Source organism: Micromonospora matsumotoense, assembly GCF_900091525.1.
Taxonomy (GTDB): domain Bacteria; phylum Actinomycetota; class Actinomycetes; order Mycobacteriales; family Micromonosporaceae; genus Micromonospora; species Micromonospora matsumotoensis.
The window spans coordinates 1-22539 of record NZ_FMCU01000009.1; the positions used below are offsets into that span (position 1 = coordinate 1).

Here is a 22539-nt window from a genome sequence, read left to right on the forward strand (position 1 = left end):
CCCCTGCACACCCGCATCGCCCTGCGCACCCTGCACGCCCACGTCGCCCTGCGCACCCTGGAAGCCCTGAGCACCCTGGGCACCGGTCGCACCCGCTACACCCTGCGGCCCCTGAGCACCCGTCTCGCCGGGAACACCCTGCGCACCCTGCGTACCCGCCTCGCCCTGAGCACCTTGGAAACCCTGCACGCCCTGCGCACCGGTCGCACCCTGAGCACCGGTGTCGCCTTGCACGCCCTGCGCCCCTACGTCGCCCTGGGCACCGGTCGCACCCTGAGCGCCTGCGTCGCCCTGAGCGCCCTGGAGTCCCTGAGCGCCCGTCTGACCCTGCGTGCCCTGTGACCCCTGGGCACCGGTCTCACCCTGAGCTCCCTGAGCACCGGTCGCACCCTGAGCACCGGTGTCACCCTGAGCGCCTTGCACGCCCGGAGCACCCTGGAAACCCTGCGCCCCGGTAGCCCCCTGGGCACCGGTCGTCCCCTGAGCACCGGTCGCCCCCTGGGCACCCTGCGCGCCGGTCGCGCCCTGCGCGCCGGTCGCGCCCTGCGTGCCCGTGCCTGGGGCACCCGCATCGCCCTGGGGGCCTTGGGCACCCTGTGGCCCCTGGGGGCCCTTCTTGGGGCCAGGTGGGTAGTGACCCTTGCCACCGTCGTGCCCACCCCACGGACCCTGCCAGCCCTGCGGACCGCAGTCCGGTGGCCCGCTCGGGTAGCTGTCCCACGAATCATCGGGTCCGCCACCGTCCAGGCGGACCGCCGACCGGGACGACGGCCACCCGCCGTGCTGCCCTAGCGGACCGGCCGTGCCGATGAGTACACCCTGCGCGGACGATGTGGTCTCCGTGGGTGGCGCCGCGACTGCGGGTCCGCCCGTCATCCCGACCACCATCAGGGCAGAACTCAGCCCTGAAGCGGCGCGGCCACGCTTCAGTCCTCGCCGCAGCCGTCGGTTGTTACTCATGAACCCCTCCAGAGAGCCGCCCGAATACCTAGAGCCACCTATCAGTGACACAAGGTCACCTACGGGCGAGTTGTAGCGTATTCGACCGATTCATCCGGTGTGGCGGGTTTTCGTAACAGCCGAAGTCGTCCAGCGAAATGCAGATTCCCTTCACCATCTGCGACCCCGCCGCACCCGCACGCACCCGGTCGCGGCGGGGTCGGCAGATGCACCGGCGCGGCGGTGCATCTGCCGACCGCGGAGCACGCCCGTCTCTCTCCACGGTCAGGGCGCATCGCCCCGTCACCGTGGTCGCGAGGGCGGCCTACCGGATGCTCTTCTCAGCCCGGGAAATCGTCCATCCGGAACCTCAGCGCCGGCGGGATCTGCCGGTCGGACGCGACCGGAGTTCGCCGGTCAGTGCCGGCCGGGCGGCCACGGGGCGGCCGGCCGGGGGCCGTACCAACCGGGCGGGCCGTAGCCGGCCGGGTAGGCCGGGGGCGGCGGTGGGGCCAGCACCACCGGGATCGGCACCACCGGCGAGTCCGGGGCGTCGACCACCCGCTGGGTGCCGTCCGGGAACCGCAGGTGGTAGCGCTCACCGTCCCAGACGCCCACCGGCGTCTGCGGGTCCCGGCCGACGAAGAAGGACCGGTACGCCGCGATCGTGTCCAGCAACTGCCGCTCCTCCCGCAGGGTGCGCTCCCGCTCCGCCGGCTTGCGGTCCAGCCCACGCCGCATCCCGTCGCGCAGCAACGCCAGCCGGGTCGCGGCGAACTGGTAGCCACGCATCGCGCGCAGCCCGGCGTCCCCGCCGACCCGCCGGGCCCAGGTCCGGGCGGCGTGCCGGCGGCCCAGGCTGCCCAGGGCGGCCACCTCGGGTGGGCTCAGCCAGCCGGCCCGGACGTAGTCCGGCAGGGTCCGCTCGGTGAGCCGCCCCTCCCAGGCCCGCAACCAGACCGCGAAGCCGACCATGCCGAAGAAGATCGGCACCATCACCGCGACCATGCCGTAGAAGAAGATCACCGCCTGGCCGGTGGCCTGCACCAGCGTCGGGATCAGGTTCCAGGTGCCGTGCAGCATCATCGCCAGCAGCAAGCCGGCGACCGGGGCGAGCACCCGGATCCGCCGGTCGGCGGTCCGGGCGGCGATGCCCAGCCCCACCCCGGTCATCGAGGTGAACAACGGGTGGGCGAAGCCGAAGAAGAGGATCCGCGAGATGAAGATGACGATGACGTTGCGGACGCCGGTGGCCGGCCCCCACTGGTCGACACCCGAGGCGTAGCCGAGGCCGCCCAGATAGAGGATGTTCTCCACCATGGCGAACCCGACCGCGGAGAGCCCGCAGTAGACCAGGCCGTCGGTGATCCCGGACCACTCCCGGCGGCGGAAGATCAACAGCAGGATCGGGCCGAGCGCCTTGGTCAACTCCTCGATGAACGGGGCCACCAGCACCCCGGTCAGCGACGACGACACCCCCCAGTCCTTGAACAGGGCGGCGAAGCTGTTGTTGACGGTCAGCGACGCGGCGGTCGAGACGAACGCGCCCCAGGCGAAGCAGAAGATCAGGTACTTCAGCGGTTCGGGCTCGTACCGGTCGAGCCAGAGGAAGCAGGCCACCAGCACCGGCACCGGCAGGATCGCCGCGGTCACCCCGACCAACAGCGCGTCCAGACCCAGGTTGGAGCCGAGCGTGTAGAGCATGTAGACCGCGCACGCCGCGATCAGCAGCACCACCCCGGCCAGCGCCAGCACCCGCCGCCAGCCGAGGCGGCGCAGCGGCATCCGGGGCGCGGCGGCGTCCGACGACGGTACGGCGGGCGCGGGCGGCGGCGGGGGCCCGCCGGGCGGGGTGTCGGCCATGTGGATCAGCGTAGTCATCCCCGGCCTGTTCGGCCGGGCTCTCTCCGGGGGCGGACGGGCCGGCTGATCCGCGTCCCCCCGACGGGCCGCCGCGCTCCCCCGGTCGGGTCAGCCGAGCGGTGGGGCGGTCGGGGGTTTCGGGGCGACATCCTGCTCGGCCGGGCTCCCGTCGGATCTGTCCTGCTCGCCGAAGGCCTGCCGGACCAGCCGGTTGGCCTCCTCCTGCTCGATGCCGGAGGCGACCATCAGATCACTCGCTGTGGTACGCACCTGCGCGATCACCACGCTGCCGGAGAAGCCGACCCCCTGGGCGTACGCCCGGCCGGCCTCGCTGACCGCGCGCAGCGATCGCTCACGCGCCTGTTCCGGCTCCGCGCCGACGGCGAACTCGTGCCGCAGCAGCCGCACCGCCTCGGCCAGGTGGGCCACCGCGTCCGGCATCGGCTCCGGCACCGGCTCGTCGTCCTCGATCATGGTGACCGAACGCCGGATCAGGGTGCCGCTGTTGCGCATCGCCCGGTCGATCGGGTCGGCCGCCTCGGCGTAGTGGGTCAGTTCGCTGCGCCGGTGCCATCGGGCCGGGGAGAGCGTGCTGGTCTCCTTCGCCCCCTCGATCGCCTCGGTGAAGGTGGCCAACTCCTGCTTGTTCTCCCGGAGCCGGTCCAGCGCCCGCTGGGCGGCGGCCCGGTCCCGGTCCCGCAGCGCCTCGGCGCAGACGTCGAGCTGGCCGGAGAGCAGGTCCAGCGCAGGCCGGGCCGCCCGGTTGATCACCCGGAGCGGGTTGAGCGGCAACAGGATCGCCGTGACCAGCAGCGCGACGCCGCCGCCGACGAACGCGTCGACGAACCGGGGCAGCTCCAGATCCTCGGTGGACGGGCTGAGGGTGACGATCAGCACGGCGGTCGCGGCGGCCTGGATCACCACCGCCACGCTCGCCCCGAAGAACGTGGTGAGCAGGATGGCCGAGGTCACCACCAGCCCGAGCTGCCAACCGCCGGTGCCGAGGAAATAGATCAACCCGTCACCGAGGAACACCCCGACCGCCACCCCGGCGATCAGCTCCACGGTCCGGCGCAGCCGCTGGCCGACCGAGGCGGCCAGGGTGCCGACCGCCGAGATCGGTGCGAAGACCGGTTGCGGGTTGCCCAGCAGGTGGTGCGACACGATCCAGGCCAGGGCGGCGGCGAGACCCGCCTGCACGGCCAGGCCCAACGCCAGGTGCACCTGGTGCAGCCGGTCGTGCAGGGTCGCCCGGCCCCGGTGGCGCAGGTAGTCCATCGCCTCGGCGATCCGGATGGAGTCGACGTCGGTCCCGCCGTCGCGTAGCCCGGCGCGACGCAGCAGCGACGGTCGTCGGTCCCGGGCCACGGCCATGGCGGGGACTACCCACGCCGCGCCGGTTCATCCCCTGCCCAGGTGCGGCAGAATCGTCCGGGTGACCGAGCTGATCGACCACTGGCGGACGGCGGCGCGGGTCGCCGGGGCCACCGACGGCCCGGCGCTGACCGCCGCCGGAGGCGACCTGCTGGCCCGCTGGCGGGAACCGCACCGGCGCTACCACACGGAACGCCACCTGCGGACGGTGCTGGACCTGGTGGAACGGCACGCTGACCTCGCCGACCGGCCGGAGCGGGTCGCGCTCGCCGCTTGGACGCACGACGCCGTCTATGACCCGCGCGCCGCCGGGGACGCCAACGAACAGGCCAGCGCCACGCTGGCCGGCACCCTGCTCACCGGGCTCGGGGTGCCGGCCGCCACGGTGGCCGAGGTCCGTCGGCTGGTGCTGCTCACCGCCGGGCACCGGGTCGTCCCCGGCGACCGCGACGGCGCGCTGCTCTGCGACGCCGACCTGGCGATCCTGGCCACACCCCCCGAGGTGTACGACGGGTACGCCGCCGCGATCCGCGCCGAGTACGCGCACGTGCCCGAGCCGGACTTCCGCACCGGCCGGGCGAGGGTCCTCGACGGGCTGCTCGCCCTGCCCGCCCTGTTCCGGCTGCCCCCGCTGGCCGCCCGCTGGGAGTCGCCCGCCCGCGCCAACCTCACCCGGGAGTTGGCGTCCCTGCGCTGACTGCCGCCCGTCCCGGATCAGGGGCGGGCGAGGTGTTTGGGGCGGCGCAGGCCGGAGGCGTGCAGCAGGCGGACGATCTCCCGGCTGGACACCACCCGGGCACCGAGCCACACGGCTGCGGGGAACCGGTCGGCGGGGATGTCGTAGTGGTCCCGGTCGAAACCCCGCCGGGGCACCCCGAGCGTCTCCGCGAAGGCGTGCAGTTCGGCCGGGGAGACGTCGCTGATCAGGTGTGACCAGAGCCGACCGCGCCACGGCCAGGCGGGCCGGTCCAGGTAGAGCATGGCGGCCAATCTAGCCGGGGGTTAGCCTCGGCCGCATGGCTGGCTCCCCCCTCCTCGACGACCTGCGGGCGGCCCTCGGCGACGAGGCCGTCCTCACCGATCCGGATCTGCTCCGGTTGCACCGGCGCGACGAGGCGGACCTCTGCGCCGCCGGTACGCCACTGGTGGTCGTCCGCCCCCGGGACACGGCGCAGGTGGTGGCGGTGGTCCGGGCGGCGGCCCGGCACGGCGTACCGGTGGTGCCGCAGGGGGCGCGGACCGGGCTGGCCGGCGCGGCGAACGCGGTGGACGGCGCGGTGGTGCTGAGCACCGTGGCGATGACCGCGATCCGGGAGATCGACCCGGTGGCCAGGATCGCCGTGGTGCAGCCGGGTGTGGTGAACGCCACGTTGGCCGGGGCGGTCCGGGCACAGGGTCTGTACTACCCACCGGACCCGGGTTCCTGGGAGTCCTCCACGATCGGCGGCAACGTCTCCACCAACGCCGGGGGCATGTGCTGCGTCAAGTACGGGGTGACCACCGAGTACGTCCTCGGGCTGGAGGTGGTGCTCGCCTCCGGCGAGGTGCTGCGCACCGGCCGGCGTACCGCCAAGGGGGTGGCCGGGTATGACCTGACCCGGCTCTTCGTCGGCGCGGAGGGCACCCTCGGCGTGATCACCGAGGTCACCGTGTCGCTGCGCCCGGTGCCCGAGGAGTCGCTGACCATGGTGGCGGTCTTCGGCTCGACCGCCGAGGCGGGTACGGCGGTGGCCGGGATCGCCGCACGGGGGCTCACCCCGAGCCTGCTGGAGTTGCTCGACCGGACACACCTGCGGGCGATCGAGGCGTACCGGCCGATGGGGTTGCGCACCGACGCCCAGGCGCTGCTGCTCGCCGCCGCCGACACCGGCCCCCGGGCGGCGGCGGACCTGGAGCGGATCGCCGAGGTCTGCACGGCGGCCGGCGCCGAGGAGGTCTACGCGGCCACCGACGCGGTGGAGGCGGCGGCGCTGCTCCAGGCCCGTCGGCTGGCCCACCCGGCGATGGAGAAGTTCGCCGCCGACACCTACCCGGACGGCAACGGCGGCCTGATCATCGACGACGTGGCGGTGCCCCGGGGGGCACTCGCCACCCTGCTGGACGGGGTGGCCCGGATCGCCGCCGAGTGCGAGGTGCCGATCGGGGTGGTCGGCCACGCCGGGGACGGCAACCTGCACCCGAACATCGTGGTGGACCGGGCCGACCCGGCGAGCCTGGAGCGGGGCCGACGGGCCTTCGACGAGATCATCCGGCTCGGCCTGGACCTGGGCGGCACCTGCACCGGTGAGCACGGGGTCGGCCTGCTCAAGCGGGACTGGCTGGCCCGGGAGATCGGCCCGGTCGGCGTCCGGGTGCACCAGGCGATCAAGGCGGCGCTCGACCCGACCGGGCTGCTCAACCCGGGCAAGGTGCTCTGAACCGACTCGCCGGGCCGGCCGGCGGCGGACCGGGCGGCGCGGCGGGGTCGGGGGCGGGGTCGGGTCAGCGGGTGGGTTCGGCCGGGGTGGCCTGGGTGAGCAGGAGCAGGATCTCCCCGGCCACCGCCGGTCGCTCCTCACCGGGGCAGTCCTGCGAGGTGATCAGGCCGGTCGTGGTGAGCAGGCTGGACGTCAGCGCGTCGATGCAGGTCGCCCGGTATTTGCGGACCTGGTCGGTCTCCTGGGCCAGCCGGGGGTCGGCGAGCAACTTCTGCAACCGCTGCACCTGCTCGGCGTCCAGGGAACCGGTCGAGGTGACCCCGTCACCGGCGCAGTCGTCGCACTCCCACCGGCCGTCCGGCTCGACGGTGAGGGACCGCAGTGGACCGTCGTCGCCGAGCTTCTGCACCAGGCTGACCCGGTTGGCGGTCACCCCCGGGGATGTCGTCCCGCCCCTGCCGTCCGCTGTGGACCCGCCGTCCCGGTCGACCATCGCGCAGCCGGCCAGGGCAACCGTCAGGGCGGCAACGGCGGGGACGGTGAGCGCACGTGACCACTGAGGGGGAACCACGCGCCGGAACCTATCCCACCCGGGTGCCGTCCGGAACCGGCCGACCGGCCCGCCGCCAGCGGGTGGGACCGCCCACCGCCGGCCGCGATCGACGGGTGTCGCCGCCCGGGATCGGTCAGCGGGTGGACGTCGGGAGTTCGACGTGGCCACCCTCGACGCCGTCGACGCCCCGGTCGGCGGCGAAACCCCGGACGTCGGGCGCACCCAACCGGGCCGCGTCGGCGGTCGCGTCGTCCGGCATGAGCTGAGACTCCCGCTCCGCCTCGACCCGGGCCCGGTAGTGCGCGATCTCCCGGTCCCGGGTGGCCGCGTCCCAGCCGAGCACCGCGCCCATCAACTCCGCCGTGTGCCCGGCCGAGTCGAGGCCCCGGTGGGTCGTCTCGAAGGAGATCCGGGTACGCCGGGTCAGTACGTCCTCCAGGTGTAGCGCCCCCTCGGCCCGGGTGGCGTAGGTCACCTCGGCGGCCAGGTACTCGGGTGCGCCGGCCAGTGGTGAGGCGAGCAGCGGGTCGGCGGCGATCAGCGCCAGCAACTCCAGGGTGAGCGTGCCGTACCGCTCCAGCAGGTGCTCGACCACGCCGACCGGCACCCCGTGCCGGCGGGCCAGGTCGGCCCGGTCCCGCCACATCGAGGCGTACCCGTCGGCGCCGAGCAGTGGCAGGTCGGCGGTGCGCGAGGGGCGTACGCCCCCGAGCCGGTGGGCGGCCCGGTCGACCACGTCGGTGGCCATCACCCGGTAGGTCGTGTACTTGCCGCCCGCCACCAGCAGCAGTCCGAGCATCGGTTCGAAGACCGCGTGTTCCCGGGAGAGCTTGGAGGTGGAGTCGGCCTCGCCGGCCAGCAGCGGGCGCAGCCCGGCATAGACGCCCTCGATGTCCGCACCGGACAGCGGCCGGTCCAGCACCAGGTTGACCTGGTCGAGCAGGTACTGGATGTCGCGGGCGGAGGCGGCCGGGTGGGAGCGGTCCAGCCGCCAGTCGGTGTCGGTGGTCCCGATGATCCAGTGCCCGCCCCAAGGGATGACGAAGAGCACACTGGTCGCGGTACGCACGATCAGCCCGGTCTCGCCGGTGATCGCCGAGCGGGGGACCACCAGGTGCACCCCCTTGGACGCCCGGACCCGGATGCCGGGGCGCAGCCCGACGTCGTTGAGCATCCGGGACATGTCGTCGCTCCACACGCCGGTGGCGGCGATGACGGTGCGGGCGCGTACCTCGAACTCGGCGTCCGGGGAGCCGGGGGGCGCCTCCAGGTCGCGGACCCGGACCCCGGTGACCTCCCGGGCCTGCCGCACCAGCCCGACGGCGCGGGCGCTGGTCACCACGGTGGCGCCGAGGCTGGCGGCGGTGCGGGCCAGGGTCACCACCAGTCGGGCGTCGTCGACCTGGCCGTCGTAGTAGCGGATCGCCCCGGCCAGCGCGTCGGCCCGCAGGCTGGGGAAGATCCGGCGGGCGCCCTCACGGGTCAGGTGCCGGTGCAGCGGCATCCCCCGGCCGGTGCCGAAGAGCCCGGCGAAAGCGTCGTAGGCGGCCACCCCGGCCCCGTAGTAGGAGCGGCGGAACAGCCGGGCCGGCAGGTCGCGCAGTCCCCGGCCGGCGGGGAGCGGAATCAGGAACGGGACCGGCCGCACCAGGTGCGGGGCGAGCCGGGTGGCGAGCAACCCCCGCTCGGTCAGCGCCTCGTGGACCAGGTGGAACTCCAACTGCTCCAGGTAGCGCAGGCCGCCGTGGATCAGCTTGCTGGATCGGCTGGAGGTGCCGGCGGCGAAGTCGCGGGCCTCGACCAGGGCAACCTTGAGCCCTCGGGAGGCGGCGTCCAGCGCGGCACCGGCACCGGTAGCCCCACCGCCGATGACCAACACGTCGAACCGCTCGGCCCGGAGCCGGCGCAGGTCCGCAGCGCGGCGCTCCGGCGAGAGTTGACCAGCGGCGGATCGGGTCACATTGGGGTCACGCACCCGTCCACCGTAACCCGTCCGGTCCCACCGGCAGCAGGCCCGGAGCCTGCCGAGATCCGCACCGCCCATCCGGCAACGCTCCGCAACGGGCACCCGCAGCGAGGCAATGACTCTCCGTCACCAGCTCCCCGGCCGGGCCTGCGACCTCCCATCCCACCCTCCACCCCTCCCACCAGCCCGAATTCCGTATCCCCGCCCGCCCTCCCATATCCCACCCACGGAGCCTTTGCTCTGCTGCTCTCCACGCACCACGCACGATCAGTAACCGTCGCGCCCATGGCAGCAGAGCAAAGGCTCCGAAGGGGTAAGTCCACACCCCCGCCGCCATCACTCTCCGCTACGGCGAGGCGGGCTCATGAGGGGCAGCAGGGCAGCGGTGGCGGCGGAATGAGCCAGCTGGCGCGGGGCGGAAGGCAGCGCACGTCACCGTTTTCGGGAGCGGGGCGGGGCAGGGCAGGACACGACGGGACGAGGACGACAGGTCGCGGCGGGCCGTCGGACCGGCACCTGCATCGAGCTGGCCGGCCGCGTCGTACTGTTTCCGGATGCTGGCCGACACACCACCTCCGCCGGGCTACGGCTTCCCGCCGAGCGCCGGCCGCCCGTCGAGCCCGTGGCCGGTGGTGGCCGCCGCGCTGGCCGGCGGCTGGACGGTCGTGCTGGCCGTGCTGCTCCAGGCGGTCGGCTGGTCGGTCGAGCAGTTGCAGGTGGCCGCGGGATGGGACCGGCAGGCGTGGCTCTGGCCGGCGCTCAGCCTGGCCACTGCCGTGGCGGTCGGTCTTCCCGCGCTGTTGCTGGCCCTGCTTCCCCGCTCGCCCCGGGTGCGGGCCACCGGCCGGGGTTGGCTCGGTGCCGCGCTCGCCCTGATCGCCCTCGGTTCCCTATGGGCGCTTCCCCAGGTGCACCACGAGCTGTACCTCGCCGCGCTGGCCGGGACGGCGACCCTGCTCGCGTTGCTGACCACCCGGCTGTCCGGCCCGCCCGCCACCGCCACCGCATCCCCGCCCGCCACCACCACAACCCCGCCCGCAGCGGCGGACCGTGCCCGTCGGCCCCGGGCGGTCACCCTGCTGGCGATCGCGGCCGGACTGGCCCTGCTGCTGCCGTGGGTCCGGTTCGGCGCGCTGGGCGGCCTGCTGGAGACGGTGCTCGCCGCGCTCGCCGCGACGGCGGTCGGCCTGCTGGCCGGGGCGCTGTTGGGCGACCGGTTCTGGTCTCCCTTCACCGGCGACGGGCCACCCCGGGCCGCCCGTACCGTGCTGGTCGGCGGCCTGGTCGCCGGGGTGGTCCTGCTGCTGGTCGTCGCGGGCGCCGGCCACTCCGGTGCCCAGCTCCCCGCGTTGCTGTTCGTCCCGCCGGTCGGTTTCGTGCTGGGCGCGTGCCAGGTGGCGGCCCGCCGGGCCGGCGCACCGGCCGGCTCCGCGCCGGTCCGCTGGCTGGTCGGCCTGGCGGTGTTCGGCCCGTTGGCCCTCACCGACCCGGAGGAGATCTCGATCCTGCTGGCCACCACCCGCGACGTCCCGTACTGGGTCGCGGTCGCGTCCGGCGTCGGGCTCGCCGTCGCTGTCGTCCTGGCCATCGGGTACGGGGTGCTGCTCGGCCGACCACGCGGGCGCACCCCGAGCCGGCTGGTCGCCGCGTCGAGCGCGGCCGTCCTGCTGCTCACCGTCGGCGTGGTGGACGTGGCCGCCGGCCAACCCGGCCTGTACGGCGAGCGGCTGCTGGTGGTGCTCCGCGAGCAGGCCGACCTCTCCGGCATCCCCGCCGGTACGCCCGGTCGGGCCGGCCGGGACGCCCGGACCGCCGAGGTCTACCGCCGGCTGGTGGCCACCGCCGAACGCACCCAGGGCGCGTTGCGCCGGGACCTGACCCGACTACGTCTCGATCCGACGCCGTACTACCTGGTCAACGCGATCGAGACCGACGGCGGGCCGGCGGTGCGGGCCTGGCTCTCCGCTCGGCCGGAGGTGGCCCGGGTGCTGGTCAGCCAGCGGCTCCGGCCGTTGCCCGCACCGGCACCGGTCAGCGGGGGTGACCGGCCTGCACCGACCGGCCCGGAGTGGAACATCCGGATGCTGGGCGCCGACCGGGTCTGGGCGGAGCTGGGCGTCACCGGGTCCGGGGTGGTGATCGGCAGTTCGGACTCCGGGGTCGACGGCACCCATCCGACGCTGGCCGCCGGCTTCCGGGGCGGCGACGACTCCTGGTACGACCCGTGGGACCACACCCGCTCCCCGACCGACTCCGGCGGCCACGGCACCCACACCACGGCCAGCGCGGTGGGGCGCGACGGCATCGGGGTGGCCCCCGGCGCGCAGTGGGTGGGCTGCGTCAACCTCGACCGCAACCTGGGCAGTCCGGCGCACTACCTGGACTGCCTCCAGTTCATGTTGGCCCCGTTCCCGGCCGGCGGTGACCCGTTCACCGACGGCCGGCCGGAGCGGGCCCCGGACGTGCTCACGAACTCGTGGGGATGTCCGCCGGTCGAGGGCTGCGACCCGGGTGCGCTGCGCCCGGCGACCGCCGCGCTGACGGCCGCAGGCATTCTGGTGGTGGCCGCCGCCGGGAACACCGGCCCGGACTGCGGGTCGGTCGTCGACCCGCCGGCGCCGTACCCGGACGTGCTGACGGTGGGCGCGGTGGGCCGGGACCGCGCGGTCACCGAGTTCTCCAGCCGTGGTCCCGCCCCCGGCGGGGCCGCCAAGCCGGACCTGGTCGCCCCCGGGGCGGAGATCCTCTCCGCGATGCCCGGCGGTGGCTACGCCGCCGAGGACGGCACCTCGATGGCCACCCCGCAGGTGGCGGGCGTGGTGGCGTTGATGTGGTCGGCGAATCCGGCGCTGGTCGGTGACCTGGACCGGACCCGGAGCATCCTGCGGGACACCGCGCAACCGGCCGGGCCGGCCGACCTCAGCTGCGGCCCGGTGGCGGCGTCGACCGGGGCCGGGCTGGTCGACGCGTACGCGGCGGTGCGGGCAGCCCGCCGCTGACGGGACACGGAAAGGGGCGGACCGCTTGCGCGGCCCGCCCCTTTCGGCGTTGGAGCTGGACTCAGAAGTCCATGTCCCCGCCACCCGGGCCAGCCGGGGCGGCCGGGGTCTTCTCCGGCTTGTCCGCGACGACGGCCTCGGTGGTGAGGAAGAGCGCCGCGATCGACGCGGCGTTCTGCAGCGCCGACCGGGTCACCTTGGCCGGGTCGATGATGCCGGCGGCCAGCAGGTCGACGTACTCACCGCTGGCGGCGTTGAGGCCGTGACCGGCGTCCAGGTTGCGGACGCGCTCGACGACCACGCCACCCTCCAGGCCGGCGTTGACGGCGATCTGCCGCAGCGGGGCGTCCAGCGCGACCTTGACGATGTTCGCGCCGGTCGCCTCGTCACCGGCCAGGTCCAGCTTGTCGAAGGCGGTCTTGCCGGCCTGCACCAGCGCGACGCCACCACCCGGGACGATGCCCTCCTCGACGGCGGCCTTCGCGTTGCGGACGGCGTCCTCGATGCGGTGCTTGCGCTCCTTCAGCTCGACCTCGGTGGCCGCGCCGACCTTGATCACCGCGACGCCGCCGGCCAGCTTGGCCAGCCGCTCCTGCAGCTTCTCACGGTCGTAGTCGGAGTCGCTCTTGTCGATCTCGGCCCGGATCTGGTTGACCCGACCCTGGATCTGGTCGGCGTCACCGGCACCGTCGACGATGGTGGTCTCGTCCTTGGTCACCACGACCTTGCGGGCGCGGCCCAGCATGTCGAGGCCGACGGCGTCCAGCTTGAGGCCGACCTCTTCGCTGATGACCTGACCACCGGTGAGGATGGCGATGTCGGCGAGCATGGCCTTGCGGCGGTCACCGAAGCCCGGCGCCTTGACGGCGACCGACTTGAAGGTGCCCCGGACCTTGTTGACGACCAGGGTCGCCAGGGCCTCGCCCTCGATGTCCTCGGAGATGATCAGCAGCGGCTTGCCCGACTGCATGACCTTCTCCAGGATCGGGAGCAGGTCCTTCACCGAGGAGATCTTGCTGTTGACGATCAGGAGGTACGGGTCGTCGAAGACGGCCTCCATACGCTCCGGGTCGGTCATGAAGTACGCGGAGATGTAGCCCTTGTCGAAGCGCATGCCCTCGGTGAGCTCAAGCTCCAGGCCGAAGGTGTTGCTCTCCTCGACGGTGATGACGCCTTCCTTGCCGACCTTGTCCATCGCCTCGGCGATGATCTCGCCGACGGTGCTGTCACCGGCGGAGATGGAGGCGGTGGAGGCGATCTGCTCCTTGGTCTCGACGTCCTTGGCGAGCTTGGAGAGCTCCTCCGAGACGCTGGCCACGGCGGCCTCGATGCCCCGCTTCAGGGCCATCGGGTTGGCGCCGGCGGCCACGTTGCGCAGACCCTCGCGCACCAGGGCCTGGGCCAGGACGGTCGCCGTCGTCGTGCCGTCACCGGCGACGTCGTCGGTCTTCTTGGCGACCTCCTTGACCAGCTCGGCGCCGATCTTCTCGTACGGGTCCTCGAGCTCGATCTCCTTGGCGATGCTCACACCATCGTTGGTGATGGTGGGGGCACCCCACTTCTTCTCGAGCACCACGTTGCGGCCCTTCGGGCCGAGGGTCACCTTTACGGCGTCGGCGAGCTGGTTCATGCCCCGCTCGAGGCCGCGGCGAGCCTCTTCGTCGAACGCGATCATCTTGGCCATACGGCGTTGTCCTCCTGGACACTCACGGGCCACCCGGGTGTTGTGTCCCGGACGGGCCGCCTGGTGTACGCACCTTGGAGACGTCGCCACCTGGCGACGACGACGTCCTCCTCGGTCGGGCCGGACAGCCCGCGACGACCGGCCATGTGCCACCCGACGCCATCGAGACGCCGGTGTGACCGTGGCCCTACCGCCCCGACCATTGGCACTCAGCGTATGCGAGTGCCAATGACTTGTTTAGCACTCTCCCCTGCCGAGTGCAAGCACGATGGGGCCGGTCAGCCGAGTTCCGCCACCAGTCGCACGACGTTCACCGGCCCCTCCTGCGCCCGCTGCTCGGCGTACGTCACGACCAGGCCGACCAGTTGCACCAGGTACACCGGGACCACCAGCACCGCGCTCACCAGGATCACCGCCACCGCACCCACGGCGGTACCGGGCGCGGTGAACGGGTCGGTGCCAAACGGCAGGATGCCGACCGACTCCACCACCCCACCGAGCACACTGCCGAGGAACACCGCCAGTGCGACCAGCGCCACCCGGCCGAGCACCATGCCCAACCGGTCGTGGAACATGCGGAACGAGCGCCCGATCGGGTTCTGCCCCTCGAACAGGTAGACCGGGCCGGCCAGGGCGAGGGCGAAGGCCAGGTAGATGCCGGGCAGCAGGCAGAGGCAGAGGCCCACCCCGACGAGCAGGCCCAGCACCAGCATCCAGCCCCACAGTCCGAGGCAGCGGCGTGCGCCGTAGCGCAGCGCGCCGGGCAGGTCGGCCGGCTGGCCGGCGGCCTGCCGGGCCACCACCCAGGTGCCGCCCGCCCAGCCGACGCCCTGCACCACCCCGAAGGCCAGCGCGACCAGGAACACCGAGACCCCGTAGATCACCAGGTCACTGAGGTAGCCGGCGGGGAGCGAGCCGTCGGCGGGCAGCGTGGTGGCGTCAGGCCCCATACCGAGCGAGAGCAGGGACACGGCCACCCCGGGCACGACCTGGGTGAGCAGCATCAACGGCAGCAGAGTCCGCCAACTCCGGCGCAACGCGCCGGTGCACCGGGCGAACCAGCCCTCCAGCCCGGCGTACGGCGGATTGACCAGCGGGTCCTCCGGACCCCAGGCACCGGCGGTGTACGGCGGGTAGCCCCCGCCCGGCGGGAAACCGCCACCACCACCTGGCGGGTAACCCGGGTACGGGCCGCCGGGAGCCGGATAACTCCAGCCGACCGGCCCCACTTCGGACGGACCCCACGGCGGCTGCCCGGACGGCGGCGGCCCCGACGAGGGCTGCCCCGACGAGGGCCCCCAAGAGGGCTGTCCCGACGTCGGACCCCAGGGCGACTGCCCGGACGGTGGCCCCCACGGTCCGCCCGGTGACCCGGCAGCGGGGTCGGGTGAACCCGAAGGTGACTGGTCGGACATGAACCCTCCTCAGCGGGACGCCTGGACGGTTCACGATCTTCCCCGGCACCGACCCCCGCCGCCACCCGTCACGCGGGTGGCCCGACGGGTGAGACCCTCGACACCGCAGGGTCAGGCGATGACGCGGACCCGTTCGGCCTGCGGACCCTTCTGCCCCTGGGCGATCTCGAACTCCACCCGCTGACCGTCGTCGAGCGCCTTGTAGCCGTCCATCTCGATGGCGGAGAAGTGGACGAAGACGTCCTGCCCGCCGTCGACGGCGATGAAGCCGTAGCCCTTTTCGGAGTTGAACCACTTGACGGTGCCCTGTGCCACGGTGCACTTCCTCACTCTGCGCGGCGTTCCACAACCCCGGGATGCCGGCGGGCCGACAGCGGAGAACCACCGTTTCGGCGATCGGTGAAGGCCGCTGAATCGGTGACCGAAATCGCACGCTACACGAGGAGTGACGACCGCGCACGACCTCAAATCGGGCTAAATCGGACGGGTATCGACCCGGTTACTCATCGGCGGTCATCGTTGCGGTATGCATGCGCACATGACATCTGCCCCGGCCCCGCCGGCGGCCCGGACGGCCCCCGTGCACCGGGTGCGTCCGCAGGACGCCGCCCGGATGCGGGCGCTGCGGCTGGAGATGCTCGCGGACGCGCCACTGGCCTTCCTGGAAACCGTCGCCGAGGCCGCCGCCCGCCCGCATGCCGAGTACGCGGCCCGGATCGCGTACGTGTCCCAGGGGTGTCACACCGCCCAGTTCGTCGCGGACCCGGGCGGCCGGTTGATCGGGCACGCCGGCGGCACCGTCGCCCCCGACGAGCCGGACCTGACCGTGATCTACGCGGTCTACGTGACCCCCGGCTGGCGTGGCACCGGCCTGCTCGGCGCGCTGATCGACGAGGTGGCCGCCTGGTCCCGCGCCTGCGGCCGACCGCAGCTCATGCTGGAGGTGGTGGTCGGCAACGACCGCGCCTACCGGGCCTACCGCCGCCTGGGTTTCACCGACACCGGCGTCCGCCTCCCCCACCCCAAGATCCCCGCCCTACGCGAACTCCAAATGCGCCGCCCCGCCTAACCCCACCCACCCACCAAACCCCCACCCCACCCCTCCCCCACCCCCTCCACCCCGCCCTCACCCTCACCCGCCCCGGTGATCAAGAGGTTTAGGTCAGTCCGAGCGGTTGAACTGACGTAAACCTCTTGATCACCGACCACCCCCGCCGCAGCCGGGGCGCGGACGGGGGTGAGGTGGGAGCGGGGGTGGGGGTGGGGTGGGTGGGAGCGGGGGTTAGGCGGGGCGGCGGGACTGGACGATGCGGAAGCGGTTGGCCACGTAGGCGCCATCGGTGAGGGCGGCGTTGGCGGCCGGGTTCGCGCCGCTGCCGTGGAAGTCCGAGAAGGCGGCGGACTGGTTGACGAAGACCCCGCCGGTGAGGTTGGCCGACAGGTGCACCCCGACGTCGATCGCGGCGGCCTCGACGGCGTCCAGCACCGCCTCGTCGGTCGAGTAGACGGCGGCGGTCAGCGCGCCGGACTCCCCCACGGTCGCCCGCATGATCTCGATGCTGTGCGCGGTCGAGTCGGTGGCGATCACGAAGGAGATCGGCCCGAACCACTCCTGGCCGTACACCTCGGTGTCGGTGGCGGCGAGCTTGACCACCGTCGGCGTCCGGACCACCGCGTCGGGCAGCGCCGGGTGCGCGACGGTACGCGACTCCAGCACCGGCTGGCCGACCTTGGTGACCTCGTCGAGGCGCTCCAGCACCCCGTCGTTGACGATCGCGCCGGTCAGCTCGACCCCCCGGGCGGGGTCGGCGGTGAGCTTGCCGATGGTGGCGGCGATGCCGGCGGCCACCTCGTCGAAGCTCCTGTGCCCCTGGTCGGTGGCGATGCCGGCGGTGGGGATCAGGATGTTCTGCGAGGTGGTGCACATCTGCCCGCTGTAGAGGGTCAGCGTGAAGCCCAGGTTGCGGCACATCCCGGCGAAGTCGTCGGTAGAGTCGATCACGACGGTGTTCAGGCCGGCCTTCTCGGTGTAGACCGCCGCCTGCCGGGCGTTGGCCTCCAGCCAGTCGCCGTACCCGGTGGAGCCGGTGAAGTCGACGATCTTCACGGCCGGGTGCAGGGCCAGCGTCGAGGCCAGCTTCTCGCCGGGGGCCTCGGGGGCGAGCAGCACCAGGTTGGGGTCGAAGCCGGCCTCCGCGAGCACCTCCCGGGCGTACCGCACAGTGATCGCCAGGGGCAGCACCGCGCGCGGGTGCGGCTTGACGACCACCGGGTTGCCGGTGACCAGCGAGGCGAACAGCCCGGGGTACGAGTTCCAGGTCGGGAAGGTGTTGCAGCCGATCACCAGGGCCACCCCGCGCGGCACCACGTGGAACGTCTTGGTCATCCGCAGCGGGTCGCCCTTGCCGGCGGCCTTCTCCCAGCCGGCCGTCCCGGGGTGCCGGGTCATCTCCGCGTACGCGTAGGCGAGCGCCTCCAGGGCCCGGTCCAGCGCGTGCGCGCCGCCGGCCTGGAAGGCCATCACGAACGCCTGCCCGCTGGTGAACTGCACCGCGTTGGCCAGCTCGAAGATGTGCCGGTGCAGCCGGGCGAGGATCTCCAGGCAGACCCCTACCCGGGCCTGCGGGCCGGCGTCGCGCCAGGCCGGCAGGGCGGCGGAGGCGGCGGCGACCGCCTCGTCCGCGCCCGGGTGCGGGTAGCGCACGTCCAGGGCCACCCCGAACGGGCTCGTCTCGGTGGCGACCCGGTCGCCCGTGCCCGGCTGGTCGAGCGGAAAATCACCACCGAGGTACGCCTCGAAGGCGGCCTTCCCGTCGGCGGCGGCGGTCTCGCCGTACACCCGGGGGCTGGGCGATTCGGGGTAGGCGGACCAGTACCCGCGTTCCGTGATCGCGGTCAGCGCGCGGTGCAGGGTGTCGGCGTGCCTGTCGTACAGCGGGTGCGGGGTCTCCGTCATGCCCGCCATCATGCAACAGATGACGGCCAGATCAGTAGGGGCGTGTCACAGTTCAGATGGTCAGCTGCCACTCCGTGGACCCGGCCGCCGGCCGGAAGCCGAGCTGCTCGTTGATCGCGATCATGTGGCTGTTCGCCGCCGCGTTGTAGGTGTCGATCACCTGCAGCTCCGGCTCGTACGCCAGGGTGTGTGCGAGGTTCTCGGCCTTGCACAGCAGGCCGAGCCGGTGCCCCCGGTGCGCCGGGTCGACGATGGTGATCTGCTGCCAGGCGTGCCGGGTGGTGTTCGCGGCCAGGCTGAGCAGGCTCCACCCGACCAGCCGGCCGGACGCCTCGTGCACGGCGGCGACGCTGTACCGGCGGACCCCCCGCGCGTCCAGGGCCCGCTCGATGCCCCGGATCCGCTCGGCGTCCACCTGCTCCGGCTCCCACTCCAGATCCCCCATCGGCGCGTCGGCCAGCAGCCGGCCCTCCAGGTACGCGACGTCGGCGAGGTACTCCTCCGGGGGAAGGTCCCGCCAACGGACCGTGCGGTAGCCGGCGGCGGCCGAGCGCGCGTCGGCCAGCAGGGCCGCCAGCCGTCGCCGGTCGAGCGCGGCGACGTCGAGCCGACGGCGGACGTCGACCAGCGCCGCCTTCGCGCCGAGCGCCGCCGCGAAGGCCGCCCCGGCCAGCTCCCCGCCCGGCCCGCCCGGCATGTCCCTGCCCGACTCGCCCGGTGCTTCCCGGCCCGACTCACCCGAAGCTTCCCCGCCCAGGTTGTCCGGCGCTTCCCGGCCCGACTCACCCGGGGCTTCCCCGCCCAGGTCGCCGCGTGTTTCCCGGCGCGGTTCGCCGCGTGTTTCCCCGCCCAGGTCGCCGCGTGTTTCCCGGCGCGGTTCGCCGGGCCCTTCCGCACCCGGCAGGGCGGCCACGGCGGAGCCGACCACCCGCTTGCGGCCGGCCTCCCGGAGCAGCTCCCGGGCGTGCGCGAACAGCGCCCGGCCTACCCCTCTACGCCGGTACGCCGGGTCCACCACCAGCTCGATACTGGCGTTCTCGGTGTTCTCCCACAGATGCAGGTTGATCCGGACCCAGCCGACGGGCACCCCGTCGAGGTGCGCCACCGACCAGCGGGTGTCGATGCCGGGCATCGGATGCCGCAACGGCGCCTCGAACCGACGCCGACACAGCGGCGGCAGGTCGGGCGCGTCCATCGCCTCGGCCGTGGCCGCGATCCGGTAGGCCGCGTCGAGGGTCGGCTGGTCGGTCGGATCGAGTGCCGCGATGTACAGGTCCACGCCGCGAGTCTTCCGGCGTACGACGAAGGGGGCCAGCGGATTTCCGCTGGCCCCCTTGCACGTTGGTCGGGAGGGACGTTCGCACAACGCCTCCGGCGTTGGGTCGCAAGAACTTGAAAAGTCTCCGGCGAAAGCCCTCCCGCACGGAGCATCTTGCGCTGTCCGGTTCCTGCCGTCAAGTCCTTCCCTGCGGGTTTTCGCCACTCACCGCGAAATTCCGGTCACCCAGAGATCCACTCCGCCCAGACGGCGCCCCGGTCGCGATGATCAACACAACTGGGCCGAAAAGGCGGTGTCCCGGCCGGCTGACACCGCATTTTGCGCCCAAGCGAGTCGATCACGCCCGCCCGACCCGTAGCGCGAGCCGCACCCGGACGCCCCCACCGCGGACGGGCACCGCGGGCACGCACCGCGGACGGGCACCGCGGACACGCACCGCAGACGGCCCGCCGCGGGCGCGCATCGCGGACGGCCGCACCGCGGGCGCGCACTGCGGGACGGCCGCACCGCGGGCGCGCACTGCGGGACGGCCGCACCGCGGGGGCGCACTGCGGACGGGCGCACCGCGGGCGCGCACTGCGGACGGCCGCACCGCAGATGCCCGCACGGGCGGGCGTCACGTCATGGACGGGTCAGGAGAGGAGGCCGGCGTCGCGGGCGGCGCGCAGGGACGGCTTGATCCGGTGGGTGGGGCCGACCTCACCAGCGACCGCGTCGATGGTCTTCAGGCCCTCGCCGGTGTTGAAGACGACCGTCTCGGCGGTCGGGTCGAGCTTGCCGGACTCGACGAGCTTGCGCAGCACCGCCACGGTCACCCCGCCGGCCGTCTCGGCGAAGACGCCGGTGGTCCGGGCCAGCAGCCGGATGCCGGCGCGGATCTCGTCGTCGTCGACGTACTCCATCCAGCCACCGGTCCGGCGCACCGCCTCCAGGGCGTACAGGCCGGCGGCCGGGTCGCCGATGTTGAGCGACTTGGCGATGCCGGTCGGCCGGACCGGGGTGATGGTGTCGGTGTCGGCGTGCAGGGCGGCGGCGATCGGGTTGCAGCCGGCCGACTGGGCGCCGAACACCTTCCAGCCCTCGGCGGGCGCCTCGACCAGACCGATCTCCACCAGTTCGGTGAACGCCTTGTCGATCTTGGTGAGCAGTTCACCGGAGGCCATCGGGATGACCACCTGGGCGGGAATCCGCCAGCCGAGTTGCTCGGCCACCTCGTACCCGAGGGTCTTGGAACCCTCGGCGTAGTACGGCCGGACGTTGACGTTGACGAAGGCGGTGTCCTCGAACTCGTCGGTCTCCACCAGTTCGCCGCAGAGCCGGTTCACGTCGTCGTACGAGCCGTCGATGGCGACCAGGTCGCCGCCGTAGACGGCGGTCGTGATCACCTTGCCCTGCTCCAGGTCGCCGGGGATGAAGACCACCGACGGCACTCCGGCGCGGGCGGCGTGGGCGGCCACCGAGTTGGCCAGGTTGCCGGTCGAGGCACAGGCGAACCGCTGGAAGCCGAGCGCCCGCGCGGCGGTCAGCGCCACCGAGACGACCCGGTCCTTGAACGAGTGGGTCGGGTTGGCGCTGTCGTCCTTGATCCACAGCGGCGCGCTGATGCCCAGTTCGGCGGCGAGGTTCGGGGCCGCCACCAACGGGGTGAGCCCCGGGTCGAGGGTGACCCGGGTGGCCGGGTCCTGGCCGGCGGGCAGGAGCGCGGCGTACCGCCAGATGTTCTGTGGGCCGGCCTCGATCTGCTCCCGGGTGACGGTGGCCAGCGCGGCGGTGTCGTAGTCGACCTCCAGCGGGCCGAAACACTCGTAACAGGCGTGCTGCGCGGCGAGCGGGTAGCGGGCGGAGCAGGCGCGGCAGACCAGGGCGCGGGCGGGGCTGGCGGTGGTGTCGATACCAGGGGCGGCGAGCGTCGACGTCATGTCGGATTCCTCTCATCTTTCCCCGCATCGCACCCTGCGGCGGGGACGGAATTGGCACCTGCCCCGCGGGACGCTCAGCGATGAGCGCGCGGGGTGGTTGCCGGGGCGTCGTCGGGCCGTATCCCTCAGCCCCTCTGGATGAGGTATGTAGTTGTGCCACCGAGTCTAGGCAGCTTCGCGGCCATCGCCCAGCCCGCTTCCCACGGTGTGAACCACCCGCTCGGCGGCGGTTCGCCGGCAGCGCCGACAGCCATTGATGTTTCGGGCAAGTTTCCAGCTCAGTACGCCCGCCCGCGCGCCGCGGAGCCGCCCGCACGCCGGCCCCCCGGTCGGCCCCTGACCGCGCTCCGACAGGCCGGTACGGGACGGCCGTCGAGCCGATGACCGACATTGCCATCGATCAGTACGGTGCGGGAGATCTGACGTCGAGAGAGGACCCCCCGCCCATGCGACGGATCCCGTCGAGCCTTGCGACCCTCACCCTGGTCTGCCTGCTGACCGCCGCCTGCGGGGGTGAGCAGGGCGGAACGGACGGGGCAGCGCCCACGGCCGGCCCGTCCACCGGGCCGTCCACCGCCTCGGTGCTCAGTGCCGCCTCCCCCGAGGAGACTCCCACCGAGGCGGAGTCGTCGCCGGAGGCGAAGGCCGCCCCCACCACCGCGCCGGCTGTCGCCCCGACCACCGCCGCCGCCCCGGTCAAGGCCCCGTTGACCTGCGCCCATCTGGCGGAGGCCCGCATCGGCAGCAGCAAGACGCCCTACAACGGCTACCCGGACTACCTGCCGCTGGCCGGGGGGCAGTGGTCCGGCGAGGACGGGGCCACCGTGACGCTCCAGAAGCCCTGTGGCATCGGCGACATGGACGGCGACGGCGCGGAGGACGCGGTGGGCGCGGTGGCGGTCAACTCCGGGGGCAGCGGCACCTTCTACACGCTCGCGGCGTGGCGCAACAGCGGTGGCCTGCCGGTGTTCCGGGCACTGACCGACCTCGGGGACCGGACCCCGGTCGTCTCGATCAGCGTGGCCGGACGCAAAGCCACAGTGGTCTGGCTCACCCGCAGCCCCAGCCGGGGCATGGCCGAGCTGGACATCAAGCGGACGTCGGTCTTCAAGCTCTCCGGCTCCACTCTCACCGAGGTGAGCCACACCGACGCCCCTTACAACCCCTGACCGGAA

The 22539-nt window shown here is 73.3% G+C and carries 16 protein-coding genes, 1 pseudogene and 1 riboswitch; of the genes and pseudogenes, 6 read left to right on the forward strand and 11 right to left on the reverse strand.

The window, feature by feature from the left end; genetic code table 11:
- Positions 1–342 (forward strand): hypothetical protein (locus tag GA0070216_RS36170; RefSeq protein WP_218108242.1); only part of this gene is annotated, 342 nt, incomplete at its 5' end.
- Between the two features lie 1014 nt (positions 343–1356).
- On the opposite strand, the pseudogene GA0070216_RS18410 reads toward GA0070216_RS36170, so the two are convergent.
- Both GA0070216_RS18410 and GA0070216_RS18415 read right to left on the reverse strand, forming a co-directional pair.
- A pseudogene (locus GA0070216_RS18410) lies at positions 1357–2839 on the reverse strand (PrsW family intramembrane metalloprotease); the annotation flags it as partial.
- A gap of 71 nt (positions 2840–2910) precedes the next feature.
- Positions 2911–4170, reverse strand: coding sequence for an FUSC family protein (locus tag GA0070216_RS18415; RefSeq protein ID WP_245722599.1), 1260 nt, complete (start codon positions 4168–4170; stop codon positions 2911–2913).
- A gap of 67 nt (positions 4171–4237) precedes the next feature.
- Between GA0070216_RS18415 and GA0070216_RS18420 the strand changes: the two genes are divergently transcribed.
- Positions 4238–4873: an HD domain-containing protein gene (locus GA0070216_RS18420; protein WP_176739033.1), complete on the forward strand. Its 636-nt coding sequence runs from the start codon at positions 4238–4240 to the stop codon at positions 4871–4873.
- Between the two features lie 17 nt (positions 4874–4890).
- Here the strand turns inward: GA0070216_RS18420 and GA0070216_RS18425 are convergent, their stop codons facing one another.
- The gene (locus tag GA0070216_RS18425) at positions 4891–5157 is read right to left on the reverse strand and encodes a DUF4031 domain-containing protein (RefSeq protein WP_091247425.1); all 267 of its coding nucleotides are present in this window, start codon (positions 5155–5157) and stop codon (positions 4891–4893) included.
- Between the two features lie 35 nt (positions 5158–5192).
- On the opposite strand from GA0070216_RS18425, the gene GA0070216_RS18430 reads away from it, so the two are divergent.
- Positions 5193–6593: an FAD-binding oxidoreductase gene (locus GA0070216_RS18430; protein WP_091247428.1), complete on the forward strand. Its 1401-nt coding sequence runs from the start codon at positions 5193–5195 to the stop codon at positions 6591–6593.
- Between the two features lie 64 nt (positions 6594–6657).
- Here GA0070216_RS18430 and GA0070216_RS18435 read toward each other — a convergent pair whose 3' ends face one another.
- Together GA0070216_RS18435 and GA0070216_RS18440 are read right to left on the reverse strand one after the other, a co-directional pair.
- Positions 6658–7164, reverse strand: a complete 507-nt coding sequence (locus GA0070216_RS18435) for a hypothetical protein (protein WP_091247431.1) — start codon at positions 7162–7164, stop codon at positions 6658–6660.
- A 115-nt stretch (positions 7165–7279) separates the two neighbouring features.
- Positions 7280–9121 (reverse strand): glycerol-3-phosphate dehydrogenase/oxidase, encoded by a 1842-nt coding sequence (locus GA0070216_RS18440; RefSeq protein WP_425413166.1) that lies wholly within the window; start codon positions 9119–9121, stop codon positions 7280–7282.
- A gap of 545 nt (positions 9122–9666) precedes the next feature.
- Between GA0070216_RS18440 and GA0070216_RS18445 the strand changes: the two genes are divergently transcribed.
- Positions 9667–12111, forward strand: a complete 2445-nt coding sequence (locus tag GA0070216_RS18445; RefSeq protein ID WP_091247436.1) for a S8 family serine peptidase — start codon at positions 9667–9669, stop codon at positions 12109–12111.
- Between the two features lie 61 nt (positions 12112–12172).
- Here the strand turns inward: GA0070216_RS18445 and groL are convergent, their stop codons facing one another.
- The 3 genes from groL to GA0070216_RS18460 all read right to left on the reverse strand — a co-directional run bounded on the left by groL (position 12173) and on the right by GA0070216_RS18460 (position 15525).
- Positions 12173–13795, reverse strand: coding sequence for a chaperonin GroEL (gene groL, locus GA0070216_RS18450; RefSeq protein ID WP_091247437.1), 1623 nt, complete (start codon positions 13793–13795; stop codon positions 12173–12175).
- A gap of 278 nt (positions 13796–14073) precedes the next feature.
- A complete protein-coding gene (locus GA0070216_RS36175) occupies positions 14074–15024 on the reverse strand; it encodes a hypothetical protein (RefSeq protein WP_176739034.1) in 951 nt (316 codons plus the stop codon).
- A gap of 297 nt (positions 15025–15321) precedes the next feature.
- Positions 15322–15525: a cold-shock protein gene (locus GA0070216_RS18460; protein ID WP_067305333.1), complete on the reverse strand. Its 204-nt coding sequence runs from the start codon at positions 15523–15525 to the stop codon at positions 15322–15324.
- 223 nt (positions 15526–15748) lie between these two features.
- On the opposite strand from GA0070216_RS18460, the gene GA0070216_RS18465 reads away from it, so the two are divergent.
- Positions 15749–16279, forward strand: coding sequence for a GNAT family N-acetyltransferase (locus tag GA0070216_RS18465; protein ID WP_091247440.1), 531 nt, complete (start codon positions 15749–15751; stop codon positions 16277–16279).
- A 213-nt stretch (positions 16280–16492) separates the two neighbouring features.
- On the opposite strand, the gene paaN is transcribed toward GA0070216_RS18465, so the two are convergent.
- The 3 genes from paaN to thrC all read right to left on the reverse strand — a co-directional run bounded on the left by paaN (position 16493) and on the right by thrC (position 21364).
- Positions 16493–18166: a phenylacetic acid degradation protein PaaN gene (gene paaN, locus GA0070216_RS18470; RefSeq protein WP_176739035.1), complete on the reverse strand. Its 1674-nt coding sequence runs from the start codon at positions 18164–18166 to the stop codon at positions 16493–16495.
- 52 nt (positions 18167–18218) lie between these two features.
- The gene (locus GA0070216_RS35585) at positions 18219–19382 is read right to left on the reverse strand and encodes a GNAT family N-acetyltransferase (protein ID WP_483819054.1); all 1164 of its coding nucleotides are present in this window, start codon (positions 19380–19382) and stop codon (positions 18219–18221) included.
- A gap of 695 nt (positions 19383–20077) precedes the next feature.
- On the reverse strand, positions 20078–21364 hold the full coding sequence (gene thrC / locus GA0070216_RS18485; RefSeq protein ID WP_091247448.1) for a threonine synthase: 1287 nt from the start codon (positions 21362–21364) through the stop codon (positions 20078–20080).
- 9 nt (positions 21365–21373) lie between these two features.
- Positions 21374–21509, reverse strand: a riboswitch (SAM riboswitch).
- Positions 21510–21810: 301 nt separating this feature from the next.
- Between thrC and GA0070216_RS18490 the strand changes: the two genes are divergently transcribed.
- The gene (locus tag GA0070216_RS18490) at positions 21811–22533 is read left to right on the forward strand and encodes a hypothetical protein (protein WP_091247451.1); all 723 of its coding nucleotides are present in this window, start codon (positions 21811–21813) and stop codon (positions 22531–22533) included.
- Positions 22534–22539: the final 6 nt, after the last annotated feature.

Bases quoted from the DNA above. Each gene is read 5' to 3' on its own strand.
- GA0070216_RS18425 (WP_091247425.1), bottom strand. From the start codon at position 5,157: ATGCTCTACCTGGACCGGCCCGCCTGGCCGTGGCGCGGTCGGCTCTGG.
- GA0070216_RS18430 (WP_091247428.1), top strand. From the start codon at position 5,193: ATGGCTGGCTCCCCCCTCCTCGACGACCTGCGGGCGGCCCTCGGCGAC.
- GA0070216_RS18445 (WP_091247436.1), top strand. From the start codon at position 9,667: ATGCTGGCCGACACACCACCTCCGCCGGGCTACGGCTTCCCGCCGAGC.
- GA0070216_RS18490 (WP_091247451.1), top strand. From the start codon at position 21,811: ATGCGACGGATCCCGTCGAGCCTTGCGACCCTCACCCTGGTCTGCCTG.
- GA0070216_RS18465 (WP_091247440.1), top strand. From the start codon at position 15,749: ATGACATCTGCCCCGGCCCCGCCGGCGGCCCGGACGGCCCCCGTGCAC.
- groL (WP_091247437.1), bottom strand. From the start codon at position 13,795: ATGGCCAAGATGATCGCGTTCGACGAAGAGGCTCGCCGCGGCCTCGAG.
- paaN (WP_176739035.1), bottom strand. From the start codon at position 18,166: ATGACGGAGACCCCGCACCCGCTGTACGACAGGCACGCCGACACCCTG.
- thrC (WP_091247448.1), bottom strand. From the start codon at position 21,364: ATGACGTCGACGCTCGCCGCCCCTGGTATCGACACCACCGCCAGCCCC.